Raw genomic sequence first — 19,944 nt, 5'->3', positions numbered from 1 at the left:
TGCCCAAATCGTAGGGTGGTGCGAGAGTTGGTGCCGTCACGACGTTGCCTCCGGAGGTGCGGGAGTCGATCGCCCAAGTTCCACGCAAGCGCTGAAGAGCTCGGTGATGTTGCGTGTCGTCGCGGTCTCCCACCCTACCGGGGTGAGGGAACGCAGCAGAAACGGAACTCCGCCGATCGCAACGTTGCAAGCCATATGATCCGGGGCGCAGCCTCGGGCGGTCGTGATGGGGTAGGGAAAAGGGTGGCTCGACTCAGGGTCGGCGGCGATGGCGCGGAGCAGGCTCTCGTGGACCTCTTCGGCATAGGGGCCGCCCGACCATTCAATGATGAACCGGGAATGGCCCAAGCGCTTCTGGCGCCAGAAGTCGAGCCACGTGCAGAGTTCGGCGATCGACTCGGTGCCGCGCTGTAACTCGTATAGGACGCGACCAAGTATCTCAAACTCGTATGACTCTGTAGCGTCAATGCTCATCGCGCCAGGCCGGGCAGCTGCGGCAGCAGCTCGGGTGAAGTTGTCCCCGGTTTCGGTCATCTCACTTCGTGTGGCGCGAGTCCGCGCGCGCCGGCGACTGCTCTTGCTCATCGTGGTCCTCCCGCGGAGCCCCACGTCCCCCGCCGAGGGCTCGGGCGAACTGACTAGATAAGCGGCTGCGTCGGAGACAGCTTGTCCGTATAAGCGCGGAGCGACGTGGGCACCCACAGCACGGAGTCAGGCGGGCCGCGGCCGCCACTGCGAATGATAGCGCGCGACCGATTGGAACCATGAGTGAGTGTCCCGTGCCCGCGACACCGATCCACGGCCTAGCAGGCCATGGTCGAGCATCCTGGCTGCTGTAGCCCTCGAGGTCCCTCACTCAGAGGGTGAGCGCTGTGCCCGTGAGGCCGACGTGACGCCACCTGTTCGCTGGTCGGCGGAGCGTTGACGACTGAGCAATGTAGGTGTGTCCGGTCTGGTTGCAGACGTGGATAAGGTCCGACGTCGGCCTGCCCGGTCAAGCCGATAATAGGAATTATGACAGTCGATCTGTAGATCCCGCAGCCGATCCCCGATCCGGGCAGGCCTAGAGCGGGCACTCGCTGCCCCTCGGGCACCGGACCGCAGGTCACAGCGGATGACACCGGAGAACGCCGCTGTCATCCTAACTCGGGTGCAAAGCCATCCCGAGAACTGGGCCGTGACCACGCACGAGTGGACCCGCACGCTCGACCTCGAGCACATTCGACGCATCCAGGCTGACCCGTCTACCTTCGCGCGCTCGGTCTGGCACCTCCTCCTCGAAGTACTCGCCTACGCTCGGGACGAGGCGTCCAGTAAGGGGACCGGGCACGCCACCGTCACGCTGCACGCCGACGGCACCATCGACGTCACAGACAACGGGCGCGGTACCGACACACGCACTGATCAAACCGGCCGCCTCGTGCGCAAACCCGTTATGGCCACCCGAGACGTTCGGTTTTTCGACGACCCCACCGCCGAGCTTCTCCTTGACGGCTTCCCGCGCCGGGGCATGTCCGTCGTCGCAGGCTCCAGCGACGTTCTCGTTCACACCAACCGCCGCCACGACGGTGCCTGGACCCAACGCTACGAGCACGGCCTGCCCGTCCAGGACCTGAGTCCCGCACCAACCGATGGGACGACAGGCACCACTGTGACTTTCAGGCCTCGCCCCGATCTGCCTGGCATCGCCAGCACCGCGACCGACCTCGGGCATCGCCTCGAAAGATTGCTGCCGCTCACCGTTGAGCTCCGGGACCAACGGACTCCGGCTGGGAATCCGAGTTCACCGTTGCCCGAGAGGGCAGATTGAAGGGCTCACTTAGCGAGCCGAACGGTTTACAGAGAGCTGCCAAACAGGCCCTGAGCAGCGACGCAAGCACGGACCAGCCGCCCGCGTCCGCGTATCGTCCGTGACCCACCGGCGGGGGTTTCTTCCCCACAGGCCCAGCCCCTGCCGCACTCCCCGGATCTGCGGACGGTGTCTGGCTCGGGCCGAGCCCGGCCGCCGGAGGCTCTTGCCATGTGGGGCCTCGCTGACCGATGAGTTTGCGACACCGCCGCCGAGAGTTGGACCGAGGTCGAGCGGAGGCGCTGCTCAGCTGTCGGTGGATGCCGGCCGTGACTGGGGTAGCTGACGGAGTGGCCTGATGAGGCGGACGAGCATGGTGTGCAGGGCGGAGCTATCACCGGCCATCGAGAGCGAGGACGCGCGGTTGTTCTCGGCCGGGTCCATCGTGGTCCAGCGCAGTTCGTAGCCGGCGTCGTGGGCGAGCTGGGCCAGGAACGCCCTCTGGGTGCTCCCGTTGCCCTCCCGGAACGGGTGCAGGGCGTTGATGTCGCCCAGTAGCTCGGCCAGGCCGGTGACGAAGCCGTCGAGGTCACGTCCGCGCAGCACGTGTTGGGTGTGGAGGCGGGTGAAGATGTCGGCGGCGAAGGTCTCGAGGTGTTGAGGGAGGCAGAACAGCTGTCCCTTAGCGAGAGCACACCGTGCAGCTCGCCGCGGATCGCGCCCCCTAACGGGGAGCCCCCCGGCTGTGCCACATATGGACGCCGACTCTGCGAAACATCGTGCAGATATCGGCCAGGTACTACCAGCCGCGGCGTTAGAGCACGAAGGTCAAGAGGGCTGTTCCGTCGTCGAGCAGCGTGACCGTGTGCGATGCGAGCAGCCACTCCTGCCCGAAGGAGTCGAGCGGGCTACCAAGCTCAACGTCGGTAGCTCGGCCCGGTGAGAGCGCGAGATCGTCCTGAGCCACGCGCATGGAGATCAACCGACGCTTCACCTGCAGCAGACTAGGCCCGAGACCTGGAGCGGCAGGGTCGCGTCACCATGGGGTGTCGCGAAACTGCCGGAGCAGGGTGGGGTCGTGATCGAACGCGGTGGTGCGCTCACCGAAGACCTTCCCGCGCAACCAGGGGCAGTCGGTCAAGGGGGCGAAGGAGCGAACGGTGCATCGGTGCAGATAGAGGCGGGTCAATCCGGGGAGCGTCCGAAGGAATCCGAGATCGATATCGGTGACCGATGAGAACTCGATGGTACGAAGACTCGCTGGGAGCCTGGCGGTGTCGAGACCGGCGACGGCTCCGTGGGTGATGTCGAGTCGAGTGAGTACAGGACAGTCGGGCACGTCCGTCATGGAGATCGTGTGGCTTCGTGTGAGGGTGAGATCGAGCTCGCGCAATTCCGGCTGATCGGCGATAAACGCGAGACTCCGTGCGGTGCAACCGTGGACGGTGAGGCTGCGCAGCCTAAGGGAAGTGGGGACGTGCAGATTCGGGCGCCAGCCGATAAGCAGATCGCGAACGGACGTTGCGATCGTGGTGAGGTCTGCAGCTTTCGATGATGTGTAATCCAAGGCCAGATATTCAAGGGTGCTGATCTCAAAGATCGCCGAATCGTTCCCCGGTCGGTCAGCGACTACGACCGACTTCAGATCGGGTAAATCTCGAACGAAGTCGAGTGTGCTCGACGAACGTGGGACCGGCGGTATATAGAGAAAGCCACGGTAGCCCTTGCGGACGTAGAGCGAGGTCTCCTTCTCCGACCAGAGGCGGCCCGGGACGGTGAATGTACGGACGGAATCGCGGTCGAGTTCGGTGACCGTCGTGTCGTCGAGGTCTGCGGTCGGCACCGAATGCGCGTGATCCGGGCCCGGTCCCGATGATCGGCGCACCACCACAGGCGCACCGGGGATGTAGGTCGCGAGTACGCCGTCCATCTCTGCGAGGAACGTCCGTTGGGCCCCGCCCTCCACCGTGGCGGCCCAGACGGCCTGCAGCTCGTTGTCCTCGCTGTCCAGACGGCGAAGGGCTGCTCGCGCGGCGCCGATGAGTTCGGGGTCTACAGCGATCCGCGCGAGCTGGGCGTCGGTGATGTCGAGATCGTCGTCGAGCTGTGGGCCGCCGACGAGCGAGGCGAGGACCACCACCGCGGCCAGCGCGGCGTATCCGTCGGGGGCCTCGACCGTTCCTGCCCTCGGCAGACAGGTGAAGGCCGCGCGAAGCGTGGCGGCGGGATCATCGGACTGGTCCAGTTCATCGAGCCAGTCCGCGGCGTCGTCGTTATCGAACGGACCACCGCCCCACGCACCCATACTCTCCCCCACCGCAAACCTGTCGGCGCATGATCACGATACGAGGAGAACGCCAGCAGTTCCTGACCTCACCGGCTGTTGGTGAGGCACCGACTCGCCTTCGTCGTCTAGCTGCGGTCGTGCGCCACCCACCTGGAGGAGGTCTTCTCGAGTTGCTCGACGAGACCCGCGAACTCTGCTGGCTTCCCGATGGCTGCACTCTCGGGGCCGAACGAGTCTTCCCACACACCTGCTACGGCGTCCATGGGCAGGCCCCCTCGCAGGACGAGACCGGTCAGGGCATCGATCTGGTTGGTGTACTCGGTGCCAGGGGCGCCGAGGTCGAGGAGGCCCTCCAGGTCGGCAGTGTTCACCGCCAGCGCGACCGCGTCGCGCACCGGCTGCCACCGGCCGCGTCGCCCGCCACTCATCGGGGTCCCGCCCTACGTTCTATACGCAGTGCGATGCAGGACATCACTCACCGTTCGTTCATACGAGCGGCGGCGCGTAGATCGTCGAGCAGGGCCCGGTGGTTCTCGGCGCCGGCGGCGTGCAGAGCATGGTGGACGGTGTCGAGCAGTGCCACGGTCGGGTCGGGGTTCATCGCCGCGGACAGGGCGGGGAGCGCAGCGGCTTGGGCGAGCAGCGGGACGCCGTGTTCGTCGGGAGAGGTGACGACAGTGCGGGGGACGTCCGGTGTCGCTCCGAGCGCGTGCAGCGCGGTGCTCTCGTCTGCGAGTACTCCGGGAAGGTCCGTGTGTCCGAGGTGGGACAGGGCGTCGGAGATCCACGGGACCTGGTCGAGGCGGGTGTCGGTGATGGCGCGGCGCGCGGTCCACAGGGCGAGGTCGCGCTGTGTCGAGGCGGGGAGTACGACGAGGTCATCGGCCAGTGCCCGGTCGAGCAGCACGAGTGTGCGGGCAAGCTCAACGGTCCCCAGGGGTCCGTCAGGTTGCTGTCCGGCCCACAGCAGGTTCCGGTAAATGAGCCGCTTTCGGGCGTACTTCGGGTCGTTGGCAACGGCGCGTGCGCGTTCACTCGATGTGCGCGTCGGTGCCGGCAGGGCGGCGGCGTGGGAGTGCCAGTACGTGGCGATCTCACTCGTCGTGCGGATCACGCGGTCGGGCTCGATGGGGGCAGGCCAGAACTGGAGGAGATACCGGTCGAGGGCGGGGTCGTCGTCGACACGGCAGTCCATGGCCCGGGCCTGGTCCATGCCGGCCGCGCAGTAGCGGACCCGGTAGAAGTCCGGTGCGAGCGCGAGGTCGGCCTGGTCGTCGATGAAGTCGCTGTACAGCCCGACCGGGCCCCGAATGACGGGGAACGCCACCTCGACCACCTCGGGCAGCTCGGGGACCGGTGGCGCGGTGTCGTGGAGCTCGACGGTGACCGGGACGCGCCCGGTGTGCAACCCGGTGATCAGCATCAGCTGGCCGCGTTCTGCCGCCCCACACAGCCCGTTGCACTGCCCTGCGAAGCAGTCGTCCATAACCCAGCCCTCGACCGGTGGCGTTCCCGTCCCGAGATGGAACTGGCTGTAGCTGACGGGATGCTCACCGTCGAAGAGTGTCCGCATCCGGGCATTCTGTCGTGCTCAAGCACGGCAGCCCTAGCGCCGTTGCGGTCCGCCTCCGACGCGGACGGGCGCAGTGCGGGCAGGTCAGCCACGTCGCGACCGCATCGAGTGCACGGCTGGCGTCGTCTGCAGAACGGTGGCGCGCCGCTGTGGACCGCTCGGCGGAGCTGCCAAGAACGAGCCGATAATACGGACTACGACAAACTGTTTGGTCATATTGCAGCGGATGACCGACAGCCTCCTCGGCCATCCGCACCCACGAGTCTCAACCACCCGACGGTCTGCACGTCACCGTCTCCTCGCGGTCGTGCTCGCGCTGCGGGCACCTCGCACAGGGCGTGTGGGGCAACCCCCGTCCGGCCGGCACGTGTGCGTCCGCGACGACGTCGTCCACGTCGTCTCCTGGCCGTAGAACACACGGGCCCGCCCTCGACGAGGTCGAGGACGGGCCGCAGGCTCTCCGAGGGGTCCGGTCAGACCGCGCCGGGGATGATCTGCCCGGCCGCGTACCCGACGGCGACGACGAACATCGTCGAGCAGAGGATGAGCGATCGGACACGCCGGAACGACTCCCCGTCGACGCCGTAGACGATCCCGCCGAGCCGTCCCGGAGCCGGGATCAACGCAGGGGGCGGCGCAGGCAGCACCAGCGGCGCGGGCGGGACCGGGTCGCGAGCACGAGGTCGACCGCGGCGTCCTGTGACAGGGCGATCCGGCACCCGTTCATCCGCAGGAACGCGTACGTGCACGCGAGCGCGGTGCGCTTGTTCCCGTCGACCAGCGCGTGGTTCGTCGCGATCGACTGCAGCAGCGCCGCGGCCTTCGACCACACGTCACGGTAGGCGTCCTGCCCGAACGCGGTCGCCTGCGGGCGGTGCAGCGCGGACTCGACCAGCCCCCGTCTCGGACCACCAGCGGCGCGCCGGTCGCCTTCCCACCGAAGAAGACGAGATCCTCCGCGGCGAGGTAGACCGTCACAGGTCGGCGAGCCGGGCGAACGCCTGCGCGTAGTCCTCCATCATCGCGGCCGCGATCTCCTCGCGGGACTCGACCGGCCCCGGCGGGATGACCGCGCCGTTCGCGGCCCGCCGCTGCACACCGTCGCCGGCGCGCACGGCCCAGTGGACGCGGCCCTGATCGGTGTGCTGCTCGGTCTCGCTCACGCCCCCCAGGGTAACGCCTCGGGTGGTTCACCCGGTCCTGTCGTCCAGCGGCCCACGATGCTGAGTTCCGTGGGGTTCGAGTCCCCGTACCGTTCCGGTGCACCGGCGGTGAACCCGGCTCCGGCGGGAAGCGGCCCCGGGTTGGCGACGCAGGCTCAGATCCTGCCGGGACCACCAGCGCCTACCGCACCGTGGCGTCCACGGCAAGCGTTCGTGACCGTCCTGCGACACCGCACCGGACCACCCCGCAACGAAGCCGACCCTCCGCGAGCTCGCCGCCGCCACGATGGCCGACGTCGGCTCCGACAACACTCGCCGGGCGTTCGAGAGCGACTGGCGGAGCTGGCTCACCTTCTGGGTCCCCGCCGAGGCCGACGGCTACGAGCCCGAGCCGCTGCGGGCCGACCCGGCACACCTCGTTGCCTTCGCCCGCTGGCTCTGCGAGCAGGAGGGTCGGAGCCCGGCCACCGCCCGGCGCCGCCTCACCGGGGTCCTCTCCGGTTGGGCCGGCCGCGGCGTCGGCTACCCCCGCGGGATCTCCAAGGAGGCCCGGCGGTTCATCAACGCCCACGAGAAGCGCCTCATCGAGCAGGGCGAGAGCACCGGGGAGCCGTCGGTGTCCCGAAGGCGTACGTGGCGCTGGCCCCGGGGCACGAGCCGACCGGGAGACGGCCGTCGCGATCCTCGCGCACGCCCGCGACCACCTGGCGCCCTACCTGCGGGTGCGGCGGCTGGAGTTCGCGGAGCTACCGAAGACGATCTCCGGCAAGATCCACACGGTCGAGCTGCGCGCCCGCGAGCGCGACGACGCCGCCGCCGTGGCCGCGACCGAGTGGCGCTACGAGGACCTCCCCGAACTGGGGGACGGCCCTCCTCGCCGGTGATCCACTACGGTCGGTCCGCCGGGGGCCCCGCACGTCGCGGGTGCCCGGAGGACGCCGTGCGACGTCGCGCGGCTCGGACGTGAGGAGTGCGGTGTGGACCGTCGGATCACCGTGGCGGCCGTGCAGCCGGCCCTCGAGCTGGGTGCGGTCGAGCGGAACCTGGCGCGGGTGGAGGCGCTGGTGCGTGACGCCGTCGCCGTCCACCGCCCGGACGTCGTGACGCTGCCCGAGGCGGCGACCTCGCCCAACGTGTACGACCGCCGGCTCCGGTCGGTGGTGTCGCCGGTCGACGGCGCCCCGATGCAGCTCTACCGCAGACTGGCCCGCGAGCTCGGGGTCGTCGTCGGCGGCGGATTCGTGGCGCAGCGCGGCGCGCACGCCTACGGCACCTACGTCCTGGCCGAGCCGGACGGCCGGGCGCACCTGCACGATAAGGACATCCCCACGATGTGGGAGCAGAACTACTACACCGGCGGCGACGACGACGGGGTGACCGCGCTTGCGGCGCTCGGCGACGTGCCGGTCGGCGTCGCGAACGGCTGGGAGTGGGCGCGCTCGCGGACGGCGGCCCGGCTCCGCGGGCGGGTCCGGCTGCTGCTCGGCGGGATGTGCTGGCCGTCGTACCCGCTGAACTGGCCGGCGCCGCTGCGCGGCGTGCTGCGCCGCGAGCACGCGCTGCAGCTGCAGCACGCGCGGGAGCTGCCGCGCCAGATGGCCCGGATGATCGGCGCGCCGGTCGTGCACCCGTCGCACGTCGGGCCGATCACCTTCGAGACGCCGTTCGCCCGCCGGGTCCCGTGGACGACGGAGATGGTGGGCGAGACCCAGATTGTCGAGCGGGACGGCACCATCCTGGCCCGGCTGACGGCCGCCGACGGCGAGGGGCACGTCGCCGCGACCGTCACCCTGGCCGAGCCGGAGCCGCTCGACCCGGTCGGGCCGATGTACTGGATCCCGCCGCTGAGCGTCGCCACCCGCCTCGCCTGGACGGTGACCAACGCGCACGGCGCCGCGACCTACCGGGTCCGGCACGCCCTGGGGCGGCACCCGTGGCAGGGTCGATACGTCACCGACCTGCCCGACGAGGTTCCTGCCGGGCGCTGACGCCGGGCACCCCCGGACCCCCCGGGCCAGGACTGGGCGTCCACCCAGTGTATGCGCCCGCTTCGCGTGCGAATTTCGAGGTGACGCTGCCATCCGGCGCACACGGGTATCACGATGTCGAGCCCTACACGTTCTGCCGCGCGGGCGGTCTGGCGTGCGAGGTTCTGGGTCGGGCACGCGTAGACCACGGGGCGGCCGAACATCTGGCGGCGCCACTCGGTGATCAGCAGCCCAGGCAATGTCTTCCCGGCACCGGTCGGTAGCTCCAGCACAACGTCCGGGCTACTGAGGTGCCGACCTATTCCATCGCGGTGATGTAGCCGAGCCGTTCGCGTCAGCGCCAGGGTCAGGGCGCGGGTAAGAGGGGTACACGCGCCCCTTGGTTGAGCATCAGGAAGCGGTCCGAGCGGCTCGTGGTCCCCGCTGGTCTCTGGACACCACCTGCGCAATCTCCGTCACGGACGGCCTAAGCTCGTCGAGGCTTGGCCGGTTGCCCCTTGTGCCCGTCACGTACCGAGCCATCTTCTGCACGGTCGGCAGTAGGTCAGCGTCGTTGCGTTCACAGGGCACGAAGAGGTGGTTACCGACAGATCGGAATGCTGCCGCTCTCGCGTGGTCTGCTCGGTGGCGGGCCACCAGCACCGTGCCTGGCATACGCGGCCAGAGCAGGATCTGTCGCAACCAGCCCAGGTCCTCGGTGTCGACTACCACGGTGAGATCGACGACGAGGAGGCCGGGCTTGCGATTGACCAGATCCTGCGCGCCGGCGCGGATGCTCTCGTGGGAGATCTGAATGTCCCAGCCCTCACCGGCCATGGGAGCGAGCAGGTTGGCCATCCAACGAGCCGCATGGTCGGTACCTATGATCCACAGCGAACGCTGCTGTGACCGCAGGGGGATTGCTGGGTTGTCCGGCGGCGCGTTCATGAGTCGTCGTCCTTGCTGAAAAGAGTCGGTTCGGTCGGGGCGAGGCAGGCCGCAGCTCTGTTCGCACCCGTCTTACAGTCAGAATCGACTGTCACTGGCGGCCGTGGTCCTTGCCCGGCGCTCCCATGTCCGAGGGATGACGGGGCTGCGACTGCTCGTGGCAGGTGAGGCCGGCAGACCGGCGGTCACCGATGCGTGGCCATTGCCTCCGTTGCATCGCGGTGGGTCCGGTTGTGCTCGGCCCGCAGCCAATAAGAGACCGCCTCGGCGCGGTTGGCCGCGCCGAGCTTGCGCAGGATGTGCTTGACGTGCGACTTCACCGTGCCCTCAGAGACGACGAGCCTGGCCGCGATCCGACCGTTGGTGTCGCCGGTGGCCATCAGCCGCAGGACCTCGACCTCGCGGCGGGTGAGCGACGGGTCGACCGGCGCGGAGCGCAGGAAGCCGTCGACGACACCGCGCCGAGAATCGGTGTGTGCGGACGGAATGCCCTCAGTTGCCTGGCCGTTCTCGCCGTGGCCCCACCAGCCGTCGCCGAGGTCGCCCTCACGGGCGTCGGTGACGCGGCGGGCGAGCCGGTCGACGTCGGCCCGGATCTGGTCCATCTCGTCGAGGACCATCGTGCGGGACAGGGCCTGACCGAGCCCCTGGGCGTAGAGGGTGAGCAGCTGGCGGTCGAGCGGGTCGACGTTGCGCTGCTGGTAGTAGCAGTCGGCGTGGACGAACCCGGCGACGACGCCGTGCACCACGATCGGCGCGGCGCAGTAGCTGCGCGACATCGAGGCGTCGGCGATCGGCCGGTTGATCCCGGGGCGCTCCTGCACCTCGTCGACCAGCAGGGAGGTGCGCCGGCGGACCATCTCGGACTCGACGATCCGGCCGTCGAGGGTCTGCGGGTGGGTGCGCCCCATCGCGAGGATCTCCTCGGCCCAGGCCGGGTCGCGCTCCACGTGCACGCGCTCGGGGATCCAGAGGGAGTCCGCGACGCGCGAGACGATCGAGCGGTCGAAGCCGAGGCCGCAGGCGGTCGAGGCGGCGGTGTCGAGCAGGGCGGTGCTGGTGCGGGCCTCCCCGAGCTGGGCGAGCGCGGCGCGGACGCGCTGCAGGGCGCGGTCGGAGTGGGCGAGCTGGTCGAGCAGGAGCTGCTCGTCGATCTCCTTGACCTCGCCGAGCATGCTCACCAGCTCCGGCGACGGCGCCGAGCCGGAGCCGAGCGAGGACATGGCCTCGGCCCACACCGACCGCAGCACCGCGCGGGCCGACCCGAGGTCGACGACGTGCTCGGGGTGCGGGAGGCGGCCGTCGTCGAGGAGGCGGCGGGCGGCCAGCAGGAGGTCCACCACGCGCGACGACTGGGCCCGCGGCATCCCACGTCCCTGTCCGGGCCAACGGTCGCCGGAGTCACAGCGGCGCATGTAGGCCACACGACTCATCCGCTCACCCATAGTTGACCTCCCTGCCAACATCACCGAGCGTGACCACTTTGGGCCCGCGGTACCTGCTCCAACGAGGCAGCGCCCGGTGCGATGCGTGCCGCCGCGCTCGGAGGTGTTTGGCCACATAACAGTCAGTCACGACTGTTAATGCTTGCCTTGCCTCAGTCGGCTTGAAGTCGAACCTCAGGCAGTGAACGTATGGCCAGTTCAAGATGCCTTCGTCGGTTTGACGCGTTGCCAGGACGGTCCTAAACAGTCAGCTATGACTGTAAAAGTTGCCCTTCCGGCACCAGTGGCGCCGACTAGAAATCACTCTGACGGCCTACTGTGTGTAAGCGACTTGCTGTCCCTGTCGTTAGGCGGTGCAGCCTGACAGGTTACGGCCATACCTGCGGTACGCTTACTGGCATGTCGGAGCAGGTGGACGATGCGGGACGTGCCGAGGTCGTCGTCAATCGGGACGGCCGGATCCTGATCCCCGCGCAGGTACGTCGTGATCTGGGGTTGGCTGCCGGGTCGACGCTGTTGCTGTCGGTCGAGGACGGGCGGGTGGTGATGGAGTCCCGGGCGCAGCTGGTCGCGCGGATGCGCCGGGAGATCGCCGCGGAGTGGCAGGGCGACCCGCAAGACTCGGCCGCCGACGAGCTGCTCGCCGAGCGCCGGGCCGAGGCCGCGACCGAGGACACCTCCTCGTGACCGGACCGGACCTGGCTGCGGTCAGTGACTCCGCCGCTTCCCCCGGCCCGGCGGTGCTGGACGCCTCCGCGGTGCTGGCCTGGCTGCGCGCCGAGCCCGGCGCCGACGTCGTCGAAAGCTACCTCGAGGCAGCGGTGATCTCGGCGGTGAACCTCTCGGAGATCTACCAGAAGCTGGCCCAGCGCGGCGTCGACGCCGACCGCACCCTGCGCCAGCTGCGCACCCTGGGGATCGGCATCGAACCGGTCACCGCCACCGACGCCGTCACCGCCGCGACCCTGTGGCCGGCCACCCGCACCGCCGGACTCTCGCTCGGCGACCGGTGCTGCTTGGCCCTGGCCACCCGCTTAGCCGGACCCGCGATCACCGCTGACACTGCCTGGACTCAACTCAAGGTCGGCGTGATGGTCGTACCCATTCGCTAGACCCACGGATGCAGGGGCGCCGTTAAAGAACGTGTTACCAGGGGCGAAGTAGGCGGGGGTGGCTCTATGGGTTCGTCAAGCGGCTGCGAGCCCGGGATCGGGGTCGTCCTCTGCATGTGGAGGGCGCCAGGTGCCGTCAGCGCACAGCGGACGGGTCACGACACCACGAAAACAGTCAGATCTGACTGTATATGAGTGAAGCAGCCTGCGGGTGGGCGACTAGGCGGCGCCGCCTGTTGCAGCAGCCGAGGGACGCGGGGAGCAGCACCATGGATGCATCCGACGCGGGCACTCGACGCGCAGCACGGAGCGGGCCAACCGGTCGATATCGGTCAGGTAACGCCACGCGCGCGTGGCGATCCGACGGCGCAGACTGAGGGTCACACGCTTGCTGGGGGCTACTGGGGAGCAGGCACTCAGCCATCAGGGAGGCCGGGACCGTCCCTTCGAGGACGTCCCGGCCTCTCGTACCCACCCTGCCTGCGACGCGTGCTCAACACGGCGTGATGAGCAGGATCTGTAGGCTGCGGCCGCATTCGTCGGTCTCGCCGCACAGAACGCCAGGGGCCTGATCCGGCAGGCAACGCTGCAGCGCCGCATGAGCCTGACGCGCCGCAGGTAGAAGATCGAGCGAGGGCGTTGCACGCGACCACGGTCGCGACCTGCCCGGTCTCGTCGTCGCGAGCCTCGACGGAGACACCTCGGGAGTGACCGTCGACGGCGGCAGGGGGGCAGCGAACAGGTCCGACCAGAGAACCGCGCCACCCGCTGCGGGGCGCGCCGGCGCGCCACTGGCGATGCGCTGCATCTTTCGGCACTCGACCGCTGACGGACGCGAGCTAAGTCTGTACTTACAGTCACATCTGTCGGTATGTTCGCGAACAGAGGGTGTCCAGCAGAGGGGATCCTCGTTAACTCGGGCACATCACCGGCGAGTGGATGACCCCTATACACGACGCCTCGTCGCGAAGGAGCTTCGTCGTGCTTGTGTGGTTGGGTCGCCTCCGCCGACGCGGACGACATCGGTCGGTTGCCCGCAGTCGGCTACGCGGGCATCAGTGGCCTTGGTGACCAGGTCGACGGTTGCCTGGTCGCAGACTGTCGTGAGGTGACGTGCCGAGTGTCGTGAACTCGTGGTCGGGCTTCCCCCCAGCACTCGACCACGGTGGGGGATCCCCGCATGTCCCCCACAGCGGGGCCCGGGTGTGCGACGCACCCGGGCCCCGCCCGGACGTGGGGCAGAGGCCTCGGATGTGTTCTCCGAAGTCCTCGATCCCGGTTGACCGTAGAGCTTGGGAAGCCGACGTGCACAGTGGCGGAGCCGGACCGTCGGTCGTGGTGGCGCAACCGGTGCCTGCCCGAAAGCCGCCGTGGTCGGCTCCGGTGAGCGCTGTCCAGGCTCACCCGTGTGGGTTCCGCGTGTCGGGTCCGAGGAAGCGCTCCACCACCGGGACGAGTTCGTCAGCTCGTTCGAAGAGCATCAGGTGCCCGCCGTCCGGGACCACGACGAGCTCGGAGTCGGGTACCAGAGCGTTCATGATCCGGGCGTTGACCGCCGGCACGGCTGGGTCGGCACCGCCGGCGAGCATCAGGGTCGGGCGGCGCAGCAGCGGAAGGAACGGCAGGCTGGACCAGGTCGAGATCGACAACATCTGGAACAGGTAGCCGCGTGCAGTGGGCGGGCACGCCAGCCGCGCCGCGACGTGGCCACGCAGCGCCTCCGGGATCGACCTCCCGTCCGCGGTCCCCCCGAACGACGCCAGTGCCTCGGTGAACGCCTGCGAGTCCCGGAACCGCCGGACAGACATCAGCGTGGCGAGCGCCTTCGGCGAAGCCGGGATCCCCCCGAGGCCGTAGTGGGTGTTGGCGAGCACGACCCGACGGACCCGGCGGCGATGCACGATCGCGAGGTGCTGGGCGAGCAGCCCGCCCCACGACACCCCCATCACATCGGCCCGCTCGACCCCCGCGAGGTCCAGCACCCGGGTCGCGATGGTGGCGATGAGCCCCAGGTGCAGCGGGATCGGCGGGGTGGCCGACCGTCCCGTGCCGGGCACGTCGAACGACACCGTGGTGCGGGTGGCGCCGATCATGTCGCGGACCGGGTGCCACATCTCGGAGTTGCCCCCGACGCCCATGAGCAGCAGTAGCGGGGTGGCGTCCCCGGGCCCGGGACGCACGGAGACATGTACGTCGAGCCCGTGGATCCGGACCCGCTGCTCGATCGCCCGGGGGGCCCCGACGTCGCCGGTCACGCGGTGAGGTCGCGCACGTAGCGACCGGGCGCGGGGTCGAGCGCCGGGTGGAGGTCGTCGCCGAGGGCGCGCGGTGCGCGGCGCTCCGCGCTGGGCGAGGTTGTGGACACCCACTCCGCCCACCCCTCCCACCAGCTGCCGGTGCGTGCGCTGTGCGCGGCGTCCCACTCGGCGGCGGTCCCCTCGGCCGGTCCCATCGAGAACGACGACCGAGGGTTGCCCGGCGGGTTGACCAGGCTCGCGACGTGACCCGAGCTCGACAGGGCGAAAGTGGCCTCGCCGCCGAGGTGCTGGGTGGTGCGATAGCAGCCGGACCACGGTGTGAGGTGGTCGGTGCGCGCGCCGGTGACGAACACCGGCTGTCCGACGGCACCGAGATCGACCGGGCTGCCCAGCACGGTCACCGCGCCCGGGCGGACCAGCCGGTTCTCCCCGAACACCTCGAGAAACTCCCGGTGCAGACGCGCGGGCAGATTGGTGCCATCGGCATTCCAGGCGAGGATGTCGAAGGCGGGCGGGTCCTGGCCCATCAGGTAGTTGTTGACGACATAGGACCAGACGAGATCGTCGGGGCGCATCCAGCTGAAAACGGCGCCCAGCGACCGGGCGCTGATCACGCCCTCGACACTCGATCGGGCCGCGGCGATCGCGAGCAGGCTCGGCGAGGAGAACGCGCCGATCGGGGCGGGCACGTCGAAGTCGAGCAGGGTGACCGCGAGGGCGGCGCTGCGCACGAGGTCGGCACGACCGATGTGGGCCAGGTGGGCGAGGGTGGCGGTGGTGAGGATCCCTCCGGCACAGAACGCCAGCGTGTCCACGTCGTCGCTGCCGCTGACGGCGGCCGCGGTCTCGTAGGCGGACACGACCCTGGCCGCGTAGTCGTCGACGCCGAGATCGGCCTGGTCGGGGCCGGGGTTGCGCCAGCTGATCATGAAGACGGGGTGGCCGTGAGACAGGGCGAACTCGACGAAGCTGCGGCCGGGCCGCAGGTCGAGGAAGTAGTAGCGGCCGATCGGGGGCGGCACCACAACCAGCGGCCGCCGACGCACCCGCGCGGTCATCGGCGTGTACTGGATCAGCTCGGCCACCTCGTCGCGCGCGACGACGGCCCCCGGGCTGATCGCGGTGTCCCGTCCGACCACGAACGGCCGGGCGTCGACCTGAGAGGGCATCGCACCGTTGTGCAGGACGTCGGCGACGACGTTGCGCGCACCGCGCAGCAGGCTCCCGCCGCCGGTCTCGACGGCACGCCGGAGCGCGGCCGGGTTGCCGGGCAGGGTGTTGGTGGGCGCCAGCGTGCTGCCGATCACCGAGCGGGCCAGCCGGGCCCGCTCGATCGTCCGCCAGCTCGCGCCGGAGGTCTCGACCCCGCGCAGCAGTCCGCCCAGGACGGCGTCGACGGCCAGGTAGGTCTGCGCCACCCGCCGGTAGAGCGGACTGTCGACCCATGCGGGGTCGGCGAAACGCCGGTCCCGGGCGCCGGGCGCCAGCTCGCAGGTGCCGCGGACGACCCGGGTGAGCTCACCACCCAGTGCGACCACGCCGCTCGCGAGAGGCCCCACCTGGGCGACGAGGTGGCCGGCACCGCCGACGACGTCACGCCACGGCGGCAGGGCGACCGCTCCGCGCCTGCCGACGCTCGCGGCCGCGGTCATCGCAGACGTCCTTCGTGGGCCATCAACGGAACACCCGGCATGAGCGTCGATCTCCGATCAGGTCGTGGTCGTCCGACGGCCCCTCCTGACAGGAGTGGGCTCGACGTTCTGCCCGTTCCGATCGCCATGGACAGGACGGGCGAAGCCGCCACGCCCGTCGTCGATGACGGGCGACCGCGCGATGTCGTACGCGCCGCCGGGGTCCCTCGACCCCGGATCGATCGACCAAGCAGAAACAGTCAGGTGTGACTGTATCTGAGTGCGACTCGTGTCGTCGGACGGTCAGATGTGACGCTGGACGCCGCGCCGACCCCGACCGCGACCCGTGCGGTCCCTGCCGGTCCCGCAGTCCGATCCGCTCCGCGCCCACCGAGGTTCGGTGCCGCGACCCGCGTGGTGCCGGTCACGACGACTCTCTCCCGCAGGGGGCGACTTCTGGTCCGTACGAGCCCGTTCGGTGCGGCGAACCCACGACCTGCTGTTGACTCCCCGCTCGTGCCTCGGCCGATCCCGCCGAGGCGAGCACCCACGATGTCAGAGAAGCAGGTGCCTCCGATGGCAGTGGCCCCGAGACCGGACGCCCGACAGCTCGAACCGCCTGCCGGACCACTCGCGCCCGCGCCTGCGCGGCAGCGCACGCGACCGTCCACGACGAAGCCGGGGTGCGGGCCCGTCTCCGGAGCAGCCGACGACCGCACCCCCCTCGTCCTCGGGTCGACGCGGTGACCGACACCGCCCGGAGCAGTACCGTCGGCGACATCGTCCGGCGCAGCGCCCGTCAGTACGCCGATCGGCCCGCCCTGGTGTCCGGGGGCAGGTCGTGGACCTACCGCGGTCTCGATGCGGCCGTGTCCCGGGCTGCGGCGGCGCTGCTCGACCACGGCCTGCGTCACGGGGACCGGGTGGCGGTGATCGGGCACAGCTCGGACGCCTCGGTGCTCGCATTCCTGGCGTGCGCGCGCGCCGGACTGGTACACGTCCCCGCCCCGCCCACGACACGGGACGAGGGACTCGAGCATCTGCTCACCGATTCCGCCCCCGCAGCCGTCCTGGTCGACCCCGACCTACGCGCGCGGATGGACCACATCGGGGTGCCCGGGTCGACTCTCGTCCTCTCCCTGAGCGGGGACCCGACCTCGCTGGTCGAGACCGCACGCCGCGGCCCCGTCCCCGGCGACGACGACAGCGTCCCCGACGACGCACCGCTCCAACTCCTCTACGACCTCGGCACCGGCGAGGACCCGCGAGCGATCCGTCTGACTCATCGCGCCCTCGTACATGCCTGCGCGTCGGCCGTCATCGCCCTGGAGTGCCACCCCGAGGACCGGCCCCTGCACGTCATCGGCCACCACCTGCCGACCTCCCTCCACGCGTTCCTCCTGCCCTATCTCGCGGTGGGGGCGGCGAACGCGGTCACCTCCACCGCCGACATCGCCGAGATCCTCGAACGGATCAAGGAGCACGACGCCGGAGCGCTGTTCCTGCCACCGGAGCTCTGGACCCGCCTCGCCGAGGACGACTCCGTGCATGCCCGGAACGTGGTGTCGCTGCACAAGGCGTTCTGCAGCGCACCAGGCCTCCCCCAGCCGGCACTCGACGTCCTCCGGGCCCGCGCCCCGGGCCTGGGCTTCTACACCGTCTCCGGGCGACCGGAGATCGCCTCGCTGGCGACGGTCCTCTCCCCCGCCGAACACCACGACCACCCGAACTCCTACGGCCGACCGGTGCTGTTCGTGGAGATGCGGGTCGTCGACGCCACGGGTGCCGACGTCGGGGTCGGCCAGGTCGGCGAGGTCGTGTACCGCTCACCGCAACTCTTCGACGGACACGGCCCGGCCGCCTCTCTGCCGGAGGAGGGCGCCGGGGGGTGGTTCCGCTCGGGAGACGTGGTGCGCAGGGAGGTGGACGGACTCCTGACCCGGGTCAGCCACTTCACGGCTGACCATCGGTAACCGAACATGCGGGCGACGCTTCGGCGACCCGCCAGCCGGCGCAAGCGCGATCCAGTGAACCGGGCAGTCGCGCTCCCCTCGTCGGCCAGGTCATCGAGATTCCGTCGTCAGCTCGCGAACCGGGCCGGTCGACGGTCTCGTCTCCACCAACGACGACAGGCTTGCGCGATCTCCTACTCCCAGTCCGCGGACGGGGAGAGGTTCAGCGGCTCGACCCGCTGCCGTACCTAGCAGGAGGGCGCCGACCGCTGCAGTGACGAACGACAGCTTTCCGTCGACAACACCGCTCCGTCGACAACACCGCTTGGGCCGTCTCAGCCCTGCCCGCTCGGCTCCAGTGCACTCTCCTACGCGATCTAGGCAGCATCCGTGCCCTTGTTCTGACAACGGCCGGTGCCGCCGGCCGTGGGCGTGGGGTGAGCCGACGCCGGTGCCGTCGCCGACCACCTGCGGGCGGAGCCTCAACGCGGTACGAACGGCACTACAACATCGACACCCCGGACCGAAGGCACGTTGAACGGCGAGGACCTGCCTCCAGTTCAGCCGCAGCTGCTTTCCCAAGTTCGGCGCGGACGCCTGGCGATCACCCGGGGTAACCCGTTCAGGACCGGGGAGCTCCGCCCGCCCACGCATCTCGTCTCACGGTACGGACGCGCCGTCGGGACGGGTGTCGGTCTCAGGTCCGCCCGCCGCTGCGGGCCTCGACGATGCGCCGCAGCTTGGTGCCCATGTGCAGCGCCAACCGCCCGTTCCCGTCCTGCATCGAGACCCCGGACAACGACTCGATCTGCCCGAGTCGGTAGTACAGCGTCGATCGGTGGATCTGTAGGCGCGCGGCGGTCCGCCGAGATCGAGATCCTTGGCCTGTAGCCGGAGTAGGCCTACCGCGTCGCGTTGACCGACGCCGGACGCTCGGTGCACTACGAACCAGGCAGGCCGACCGGGCGCGGCCTGTTCGTAGGTGTGCGGCGCTGAGGTCCTGGGAGCCGCCGGACAAGCCAAGGATGCTCTCACCTTCACGTGTCCGCGGAGCCGTGCCAGTGCAGCGTGTTGAACGAGTGAGAGCCACGCGGAAGCAGACCGCTCCACGGTGTTGCGGCTCATCGCCCGGGCACCGTCGATGTAGACCTGTGCGGGACTAACCGCTGAACTGGGCGGGCTGTGGCCGCGTGGTCGGCGCGGCCTTCTTCGGCGCGGACAGCGAAGTGCCAGAGTCGCGGTCGCGGTAGGCCTCGACGACCTCAGCGGAGATGCGGCCCCGCTCGGAGACGGAATAGCCGTTCTCCCGCGCCCACACGCGCACCGCTTGGTTGTGGCGCCGAGCTTCGGTCGAGGCCGTCGCCGCGGTCGCGTCTCGACGTCGTGCGCGCCGGCCGCCTCCTGCCGTTCGCGCGGCGGACACGAATGGGGCGAGCTTGTCCCGGAACGTCGCGGCATTGGTCGCATTGAGGTCGATCTCGAACTGCTCCCCGTCGACGGCGAAAGCAACAGTCTCATCAGCGGACGCGCCGTCGAGATCGTCGATCAGCTGGAGCGTTTCGATTCGCGCCACTGTGTCACCCTCTGCTGTGTCGAAGCTTAGCGCCGAGAGTAGTGGACGCGCCACGAAGGACATGTCCTCCCCCGTACTCCCGATACTGCGGGTCAGCGATGCGGTGATGGCTCGGGCGGTCGCGCTTCCCGGGTGGTAGGCCAGGTAGGTGGCCAGGACCCGCAGGGCGGTCAGCGCCTCATGCTCCCGCTCGACCCACTCGCTGCGGCGGGCGTCGCGTGCGCTCTGGAATGCCGACTGAAGGTG

Annotated in this window: 21 protein-coding genes and 1 pseudogene; 6 read left to right on the top strand and 16 right to left on the bottom strand. The window is 69.8% G+C overall.

The annotated features are described in order from the left end of the window. Positions 1–36 precede the first annotated feature (36 nt). Positions 37–534, bottom strand: coding sequence for a hypothetical protein (locus tag DMP17_RS45790; protein WP_337832945.1), 498 nt, complete (start codon positions 532–534; stop codon positions 37–39). Between the two features lie 643 nt (positions 535–1,177). Here DMP17_RS45790 and DMP17_RS45785 point away from each other — a divergent pair. Continuing rightward, entirely contained in the window at positions 1,178–1,810 is a 633-nt protein-coding gene (locus tag DMP17_RS45785) for an ATP-binding protein (RefSeq protein ID WP_337832944.1), read from the top strand. Positions 1,811–2,095: 285 nt separating this feature from the next. Here the strand turns inward: DMP17_RS45785 and DMP17_RS45780 are convergent, their stop codons facing one another. From DMP17_RS45780 to DMP17_RS45745, 8 genes and pseudogenes are all read right to left on the bottom strand, one after another. Further along, positions 2,096–2,464 carry a Fic family protein gene (locus DMP17_RS45780; protein WP_337833024.1) on the bottom strand — a complete coding sequence of 123 codons (369 nt, stop codon included), beginning with the start codon at positions 2,462–2,464 and terminating at the stop codon, positions 2,096–2,098. A gap of 139 nt (positions 2,465–2,603) precedes the next feature. Next, the gene (locus DMP17_RS45775; RefSeq protein WP_337832943.1) at positions 2,604–2,783 is read right to left on the bottom strand and encodes a hypothetical protein; all 180 of its coding nucleotides are present in this window, start codon (positions 2,781–2,783) and stop codon (positions 2,604–2,606) included. Positions 2,784–2,825: 42 nt separating this feature from the next. Beyond that, positions 2,826–4,094, bottom strand: a complete 1,269-nt coding sequence (locus DMP17_RS45770; protein ID WP_337832942.1) for a DUF4259 domain-containing protein — start codon at positions 4,092–4,094, stop codon at positions 2,826–2,828. A gap of 107 nt (positions 4,095–4,201) precedes the next feature. Continuing rightward, a complete protein-coding gene (locus DMP17_RS45765) occupies positions 4,202–4,471 on the bottom strand; it encodes a hypothetical protein (RefSeq protein WP_337832941.1) in 270 nt (89 codons plus the stop codon). 80 nt (positions 4,472–4,551) lie between these two features. Beyond that, a complete protein-coding gene (locus DMP17_RS45760) occupies positions 4,552–5,649 on the bottom strand; it encodes a hypothetical protein (RefSeq protein ID WP_337832940.1) in 1,098 nt (365 codons plus the stop codon). A gap of 473 nt (positions 5,650–6,122) precedes the next feature. Beyond that, positions 6,123–6,272: a hypothetical protein gene (locus tag DMP17_RS45755; RefSeq protein WP_337832939.1), complete on the bottom strand. Its 150-nt coding sequence runs from the start codon at positions 6,270–6,272 to the stop codon at positions 6,123–6,125. Further along, a pseudogene (locus DMP17_RS45750) lies at positions 6,269–6,550 on the bottom strand (type II toxin-antitoxin system death-on-curing family toxin); the annotation flags it as partial. The pseudogene DMP17_RS45750 and the gene DMP17_RS45755, both read right to left, overlap by 4 nt. A gap of 73 nt (positions 6,551–6,623) precedes the next feature. Then, positions 6,624–6,812 (bottom strand): hypothetical protein, encoded by a 189-nt coding sequence (locus DMP17_RS45745; RefSeq protein ID WP_337832938.1) that lies wholly within the window; start codon positions 6,810–6,812, stop codon positions 6,624–6,626. 722 nt (positions 6,813–7,534) lie between these two features. On the opposite strand from DMP17_RS45745, the gene DMP17_RS46640 reads away from it, so the two are divergent. Next, positions 7,535–7,696 (top strand): hypothetical protein, encoded by a 162-nt coding sequence (locus tag DMP17_RS46640; RefSeq protein WP_443218005.1) that lies wholly within the window; start codon positions 7,535–7,537, stop codon positions 7,694–7,696. Positions 7,697–7,789: 93 nt separating this feature from the next. Next, entirely contained in the window at positions 7,790–8,800 is a 1,011-nt protein-coding gene (locus DMP17_RS45735; protein ID WP_337832937.1) for a carbon-nitrogen hydrolase family protein, read from the top strand. Here the strand turns inward: DMP17_RS45735 and DMP17_RS46635 are convergent. From DMP17_RS46635 to DMP17_RS45725, 3 genes are all read right to left on the bottom strand, one after another. Next, positions 8,713–9,249 (bottom strand): DEAD/DEAH box helicase, encoded by a 537-nt coding sequence (locus DMP17_RS46635; RefSeq protein WP_443218004.1) that lies wholly within the window; start codon positions 9,247–9,249, stop codon positions 8,713–8,715. The two genes, DMP17_RS45735 and DMP17_RS46635, sit on opposite strands and share 88 nt — an antisense overlap. After that, positions 9,191–9,727, bottom strand: a complete 537-nt coding sequence (locus tag DMP17_RS45730; protein WP_337832936.1) for a hypothetical protein — start codon at positions 9,725–9,727, stop codon at positions 9,191–9,193. The genes DMP17_RS46635 and DMP17_RS45730 overlap by 59 nt, the downstream gene beginning before the upstream one ends. A gap of 185 nt (positions 9,728–9,912) precedes the next feature. Further along, complete coding sequence (locus DMP17_RS45725) at positions 9,913–11,094, bottom strand: LuxR C-terminal-related transcriptional regulator (RefSeq protein WP_337832935.1); 1,182 nt, start codon at positions 11,092–11,094, stop codon at positions 9,913–9,915. Between the two features lie 477 nt (positions 11,095–11,571). Between DMP17_RS45725 and DMP17_RS45720 the strand changes: the two genes are divergently transcribed. Both DMP17_RS45720 and DMP17_RS45715 read left to right on the top strand, forming a co-directional pair. Next, complete coding sequence (locus tag DMP17_RS45720) at positions 11,572–11,859, top strand: AbrB/MazE/SpoVT family DNA-binding domain-containing protein (protein ID WP_337832934.1); 288 nt, start codon at positions 11,572–11,574, stop codon at positions 11,857–11,859. After that, a complete protein-coding gene (locus DMP17_RS45715) occupies positions 11,856–12,284 on the top strand; it encodes a type II toxin-antitoxin system VapC family toxin (protein ID WP_337832933.1) in 429 nt (142 codons plus the stop codon). The genes DMP17_RS45720 and DMP17_RS45715 overlap by 4 nt, the downstream gene beginning before the upstream one ends. 1,400 nt (positions 12,285–13,684) lie before the next feature. Here DMP17_RS45715 and DMP17_RS45710 read toward each other — a convergent pair. Both DMP17_RS45710 and DMP17_RS45705 read right to left on the bottom strand, forming a co-directional pair. Continuing rightward, positions 13,685–14,539: an alpha/beta fold hydrolase gene (locus DMP17_RS45710; RefSeq protein ID WP_337832932.1), complete on the bottom strand. Its 855-nt coding sequence runs from the start codon at positions 14,537–14,539 to the stop codon at positions 13,685–13,687. Then, positions 14,536–16,194 carry a PHA/PHB synthase family protein gene (locus tag DMP17_RS45705; RefSeq protein ID WP_337832931.1) on the bottom strand — a complete coding sequence of 553 codons (1,659 nt, stop codon included), beginning with the start codon at positions 16,192–16,194 and terminating at the stop codon, positions 14,536–14,538. The genes DMP17_RS45710 and DMP17_RS45705 overlap by 4 nt, the downstream gene beginning before the upstream one ends. A gap of 722 nt (positions 16,195–16,916) precedes the next feature. Here DMP17_RS45705 and DMP17_RS45700 point away from each other — a divergent pair. Continuing rightward, positions 16,917–18,146 (top strand): AMP-binding protein, encoded by a 1,230-nt coding sequence (locus DMP17_RS45700; RefSeq protein WP_337832930.1) that lies wholly within the window; start codon positions 16,917–16,919, stop codon positions 18,144–18,146. A gap of 676 nt (positions 18,147–18,822) precedes the next feature. Here DMP17_RS45700 and DMP17_RS45695 read toward each other — a convergent pair. Together DMP17_RS45695 and DMP17_RS45690 are read right to left on the bottom strand one after the other, a co-directional pair. After that, positions 18,823–19,215 (bottom strand): helix-turn-helix domain-containing protein, encoded by a 393-nt coding sequence (locus tag DMP17_RS45695; protein ID WP_337832929.1) that lies wholly within the window; start codon positions 19,213–19,215, stop codon positions 18,823–18,825. Positions 19,216–19,284: 69 nt separating this feature from the next. Then, on the bottom strand, positions 19,285–19,698 hold the full coding sequence (locus DMP17_RS45690) for a histone-like nucleoid-structuring protein Lsr2 (protein ID WP_337833022.1): 414 nt from the start codon (positions 19,696–19,698) through the stop codon (positions 19,285–19,287). Positions 19,699–19,944 lie beyond the last annotated feature (246 nt).

The organism is Pseudonocardia sp. TMWB2A (assembly GCF_017312135.1).
Note: the sequence above shows the minus strand (reverse complement) of the source record. Positions and strands in the feature narration are given on the sequence as shown.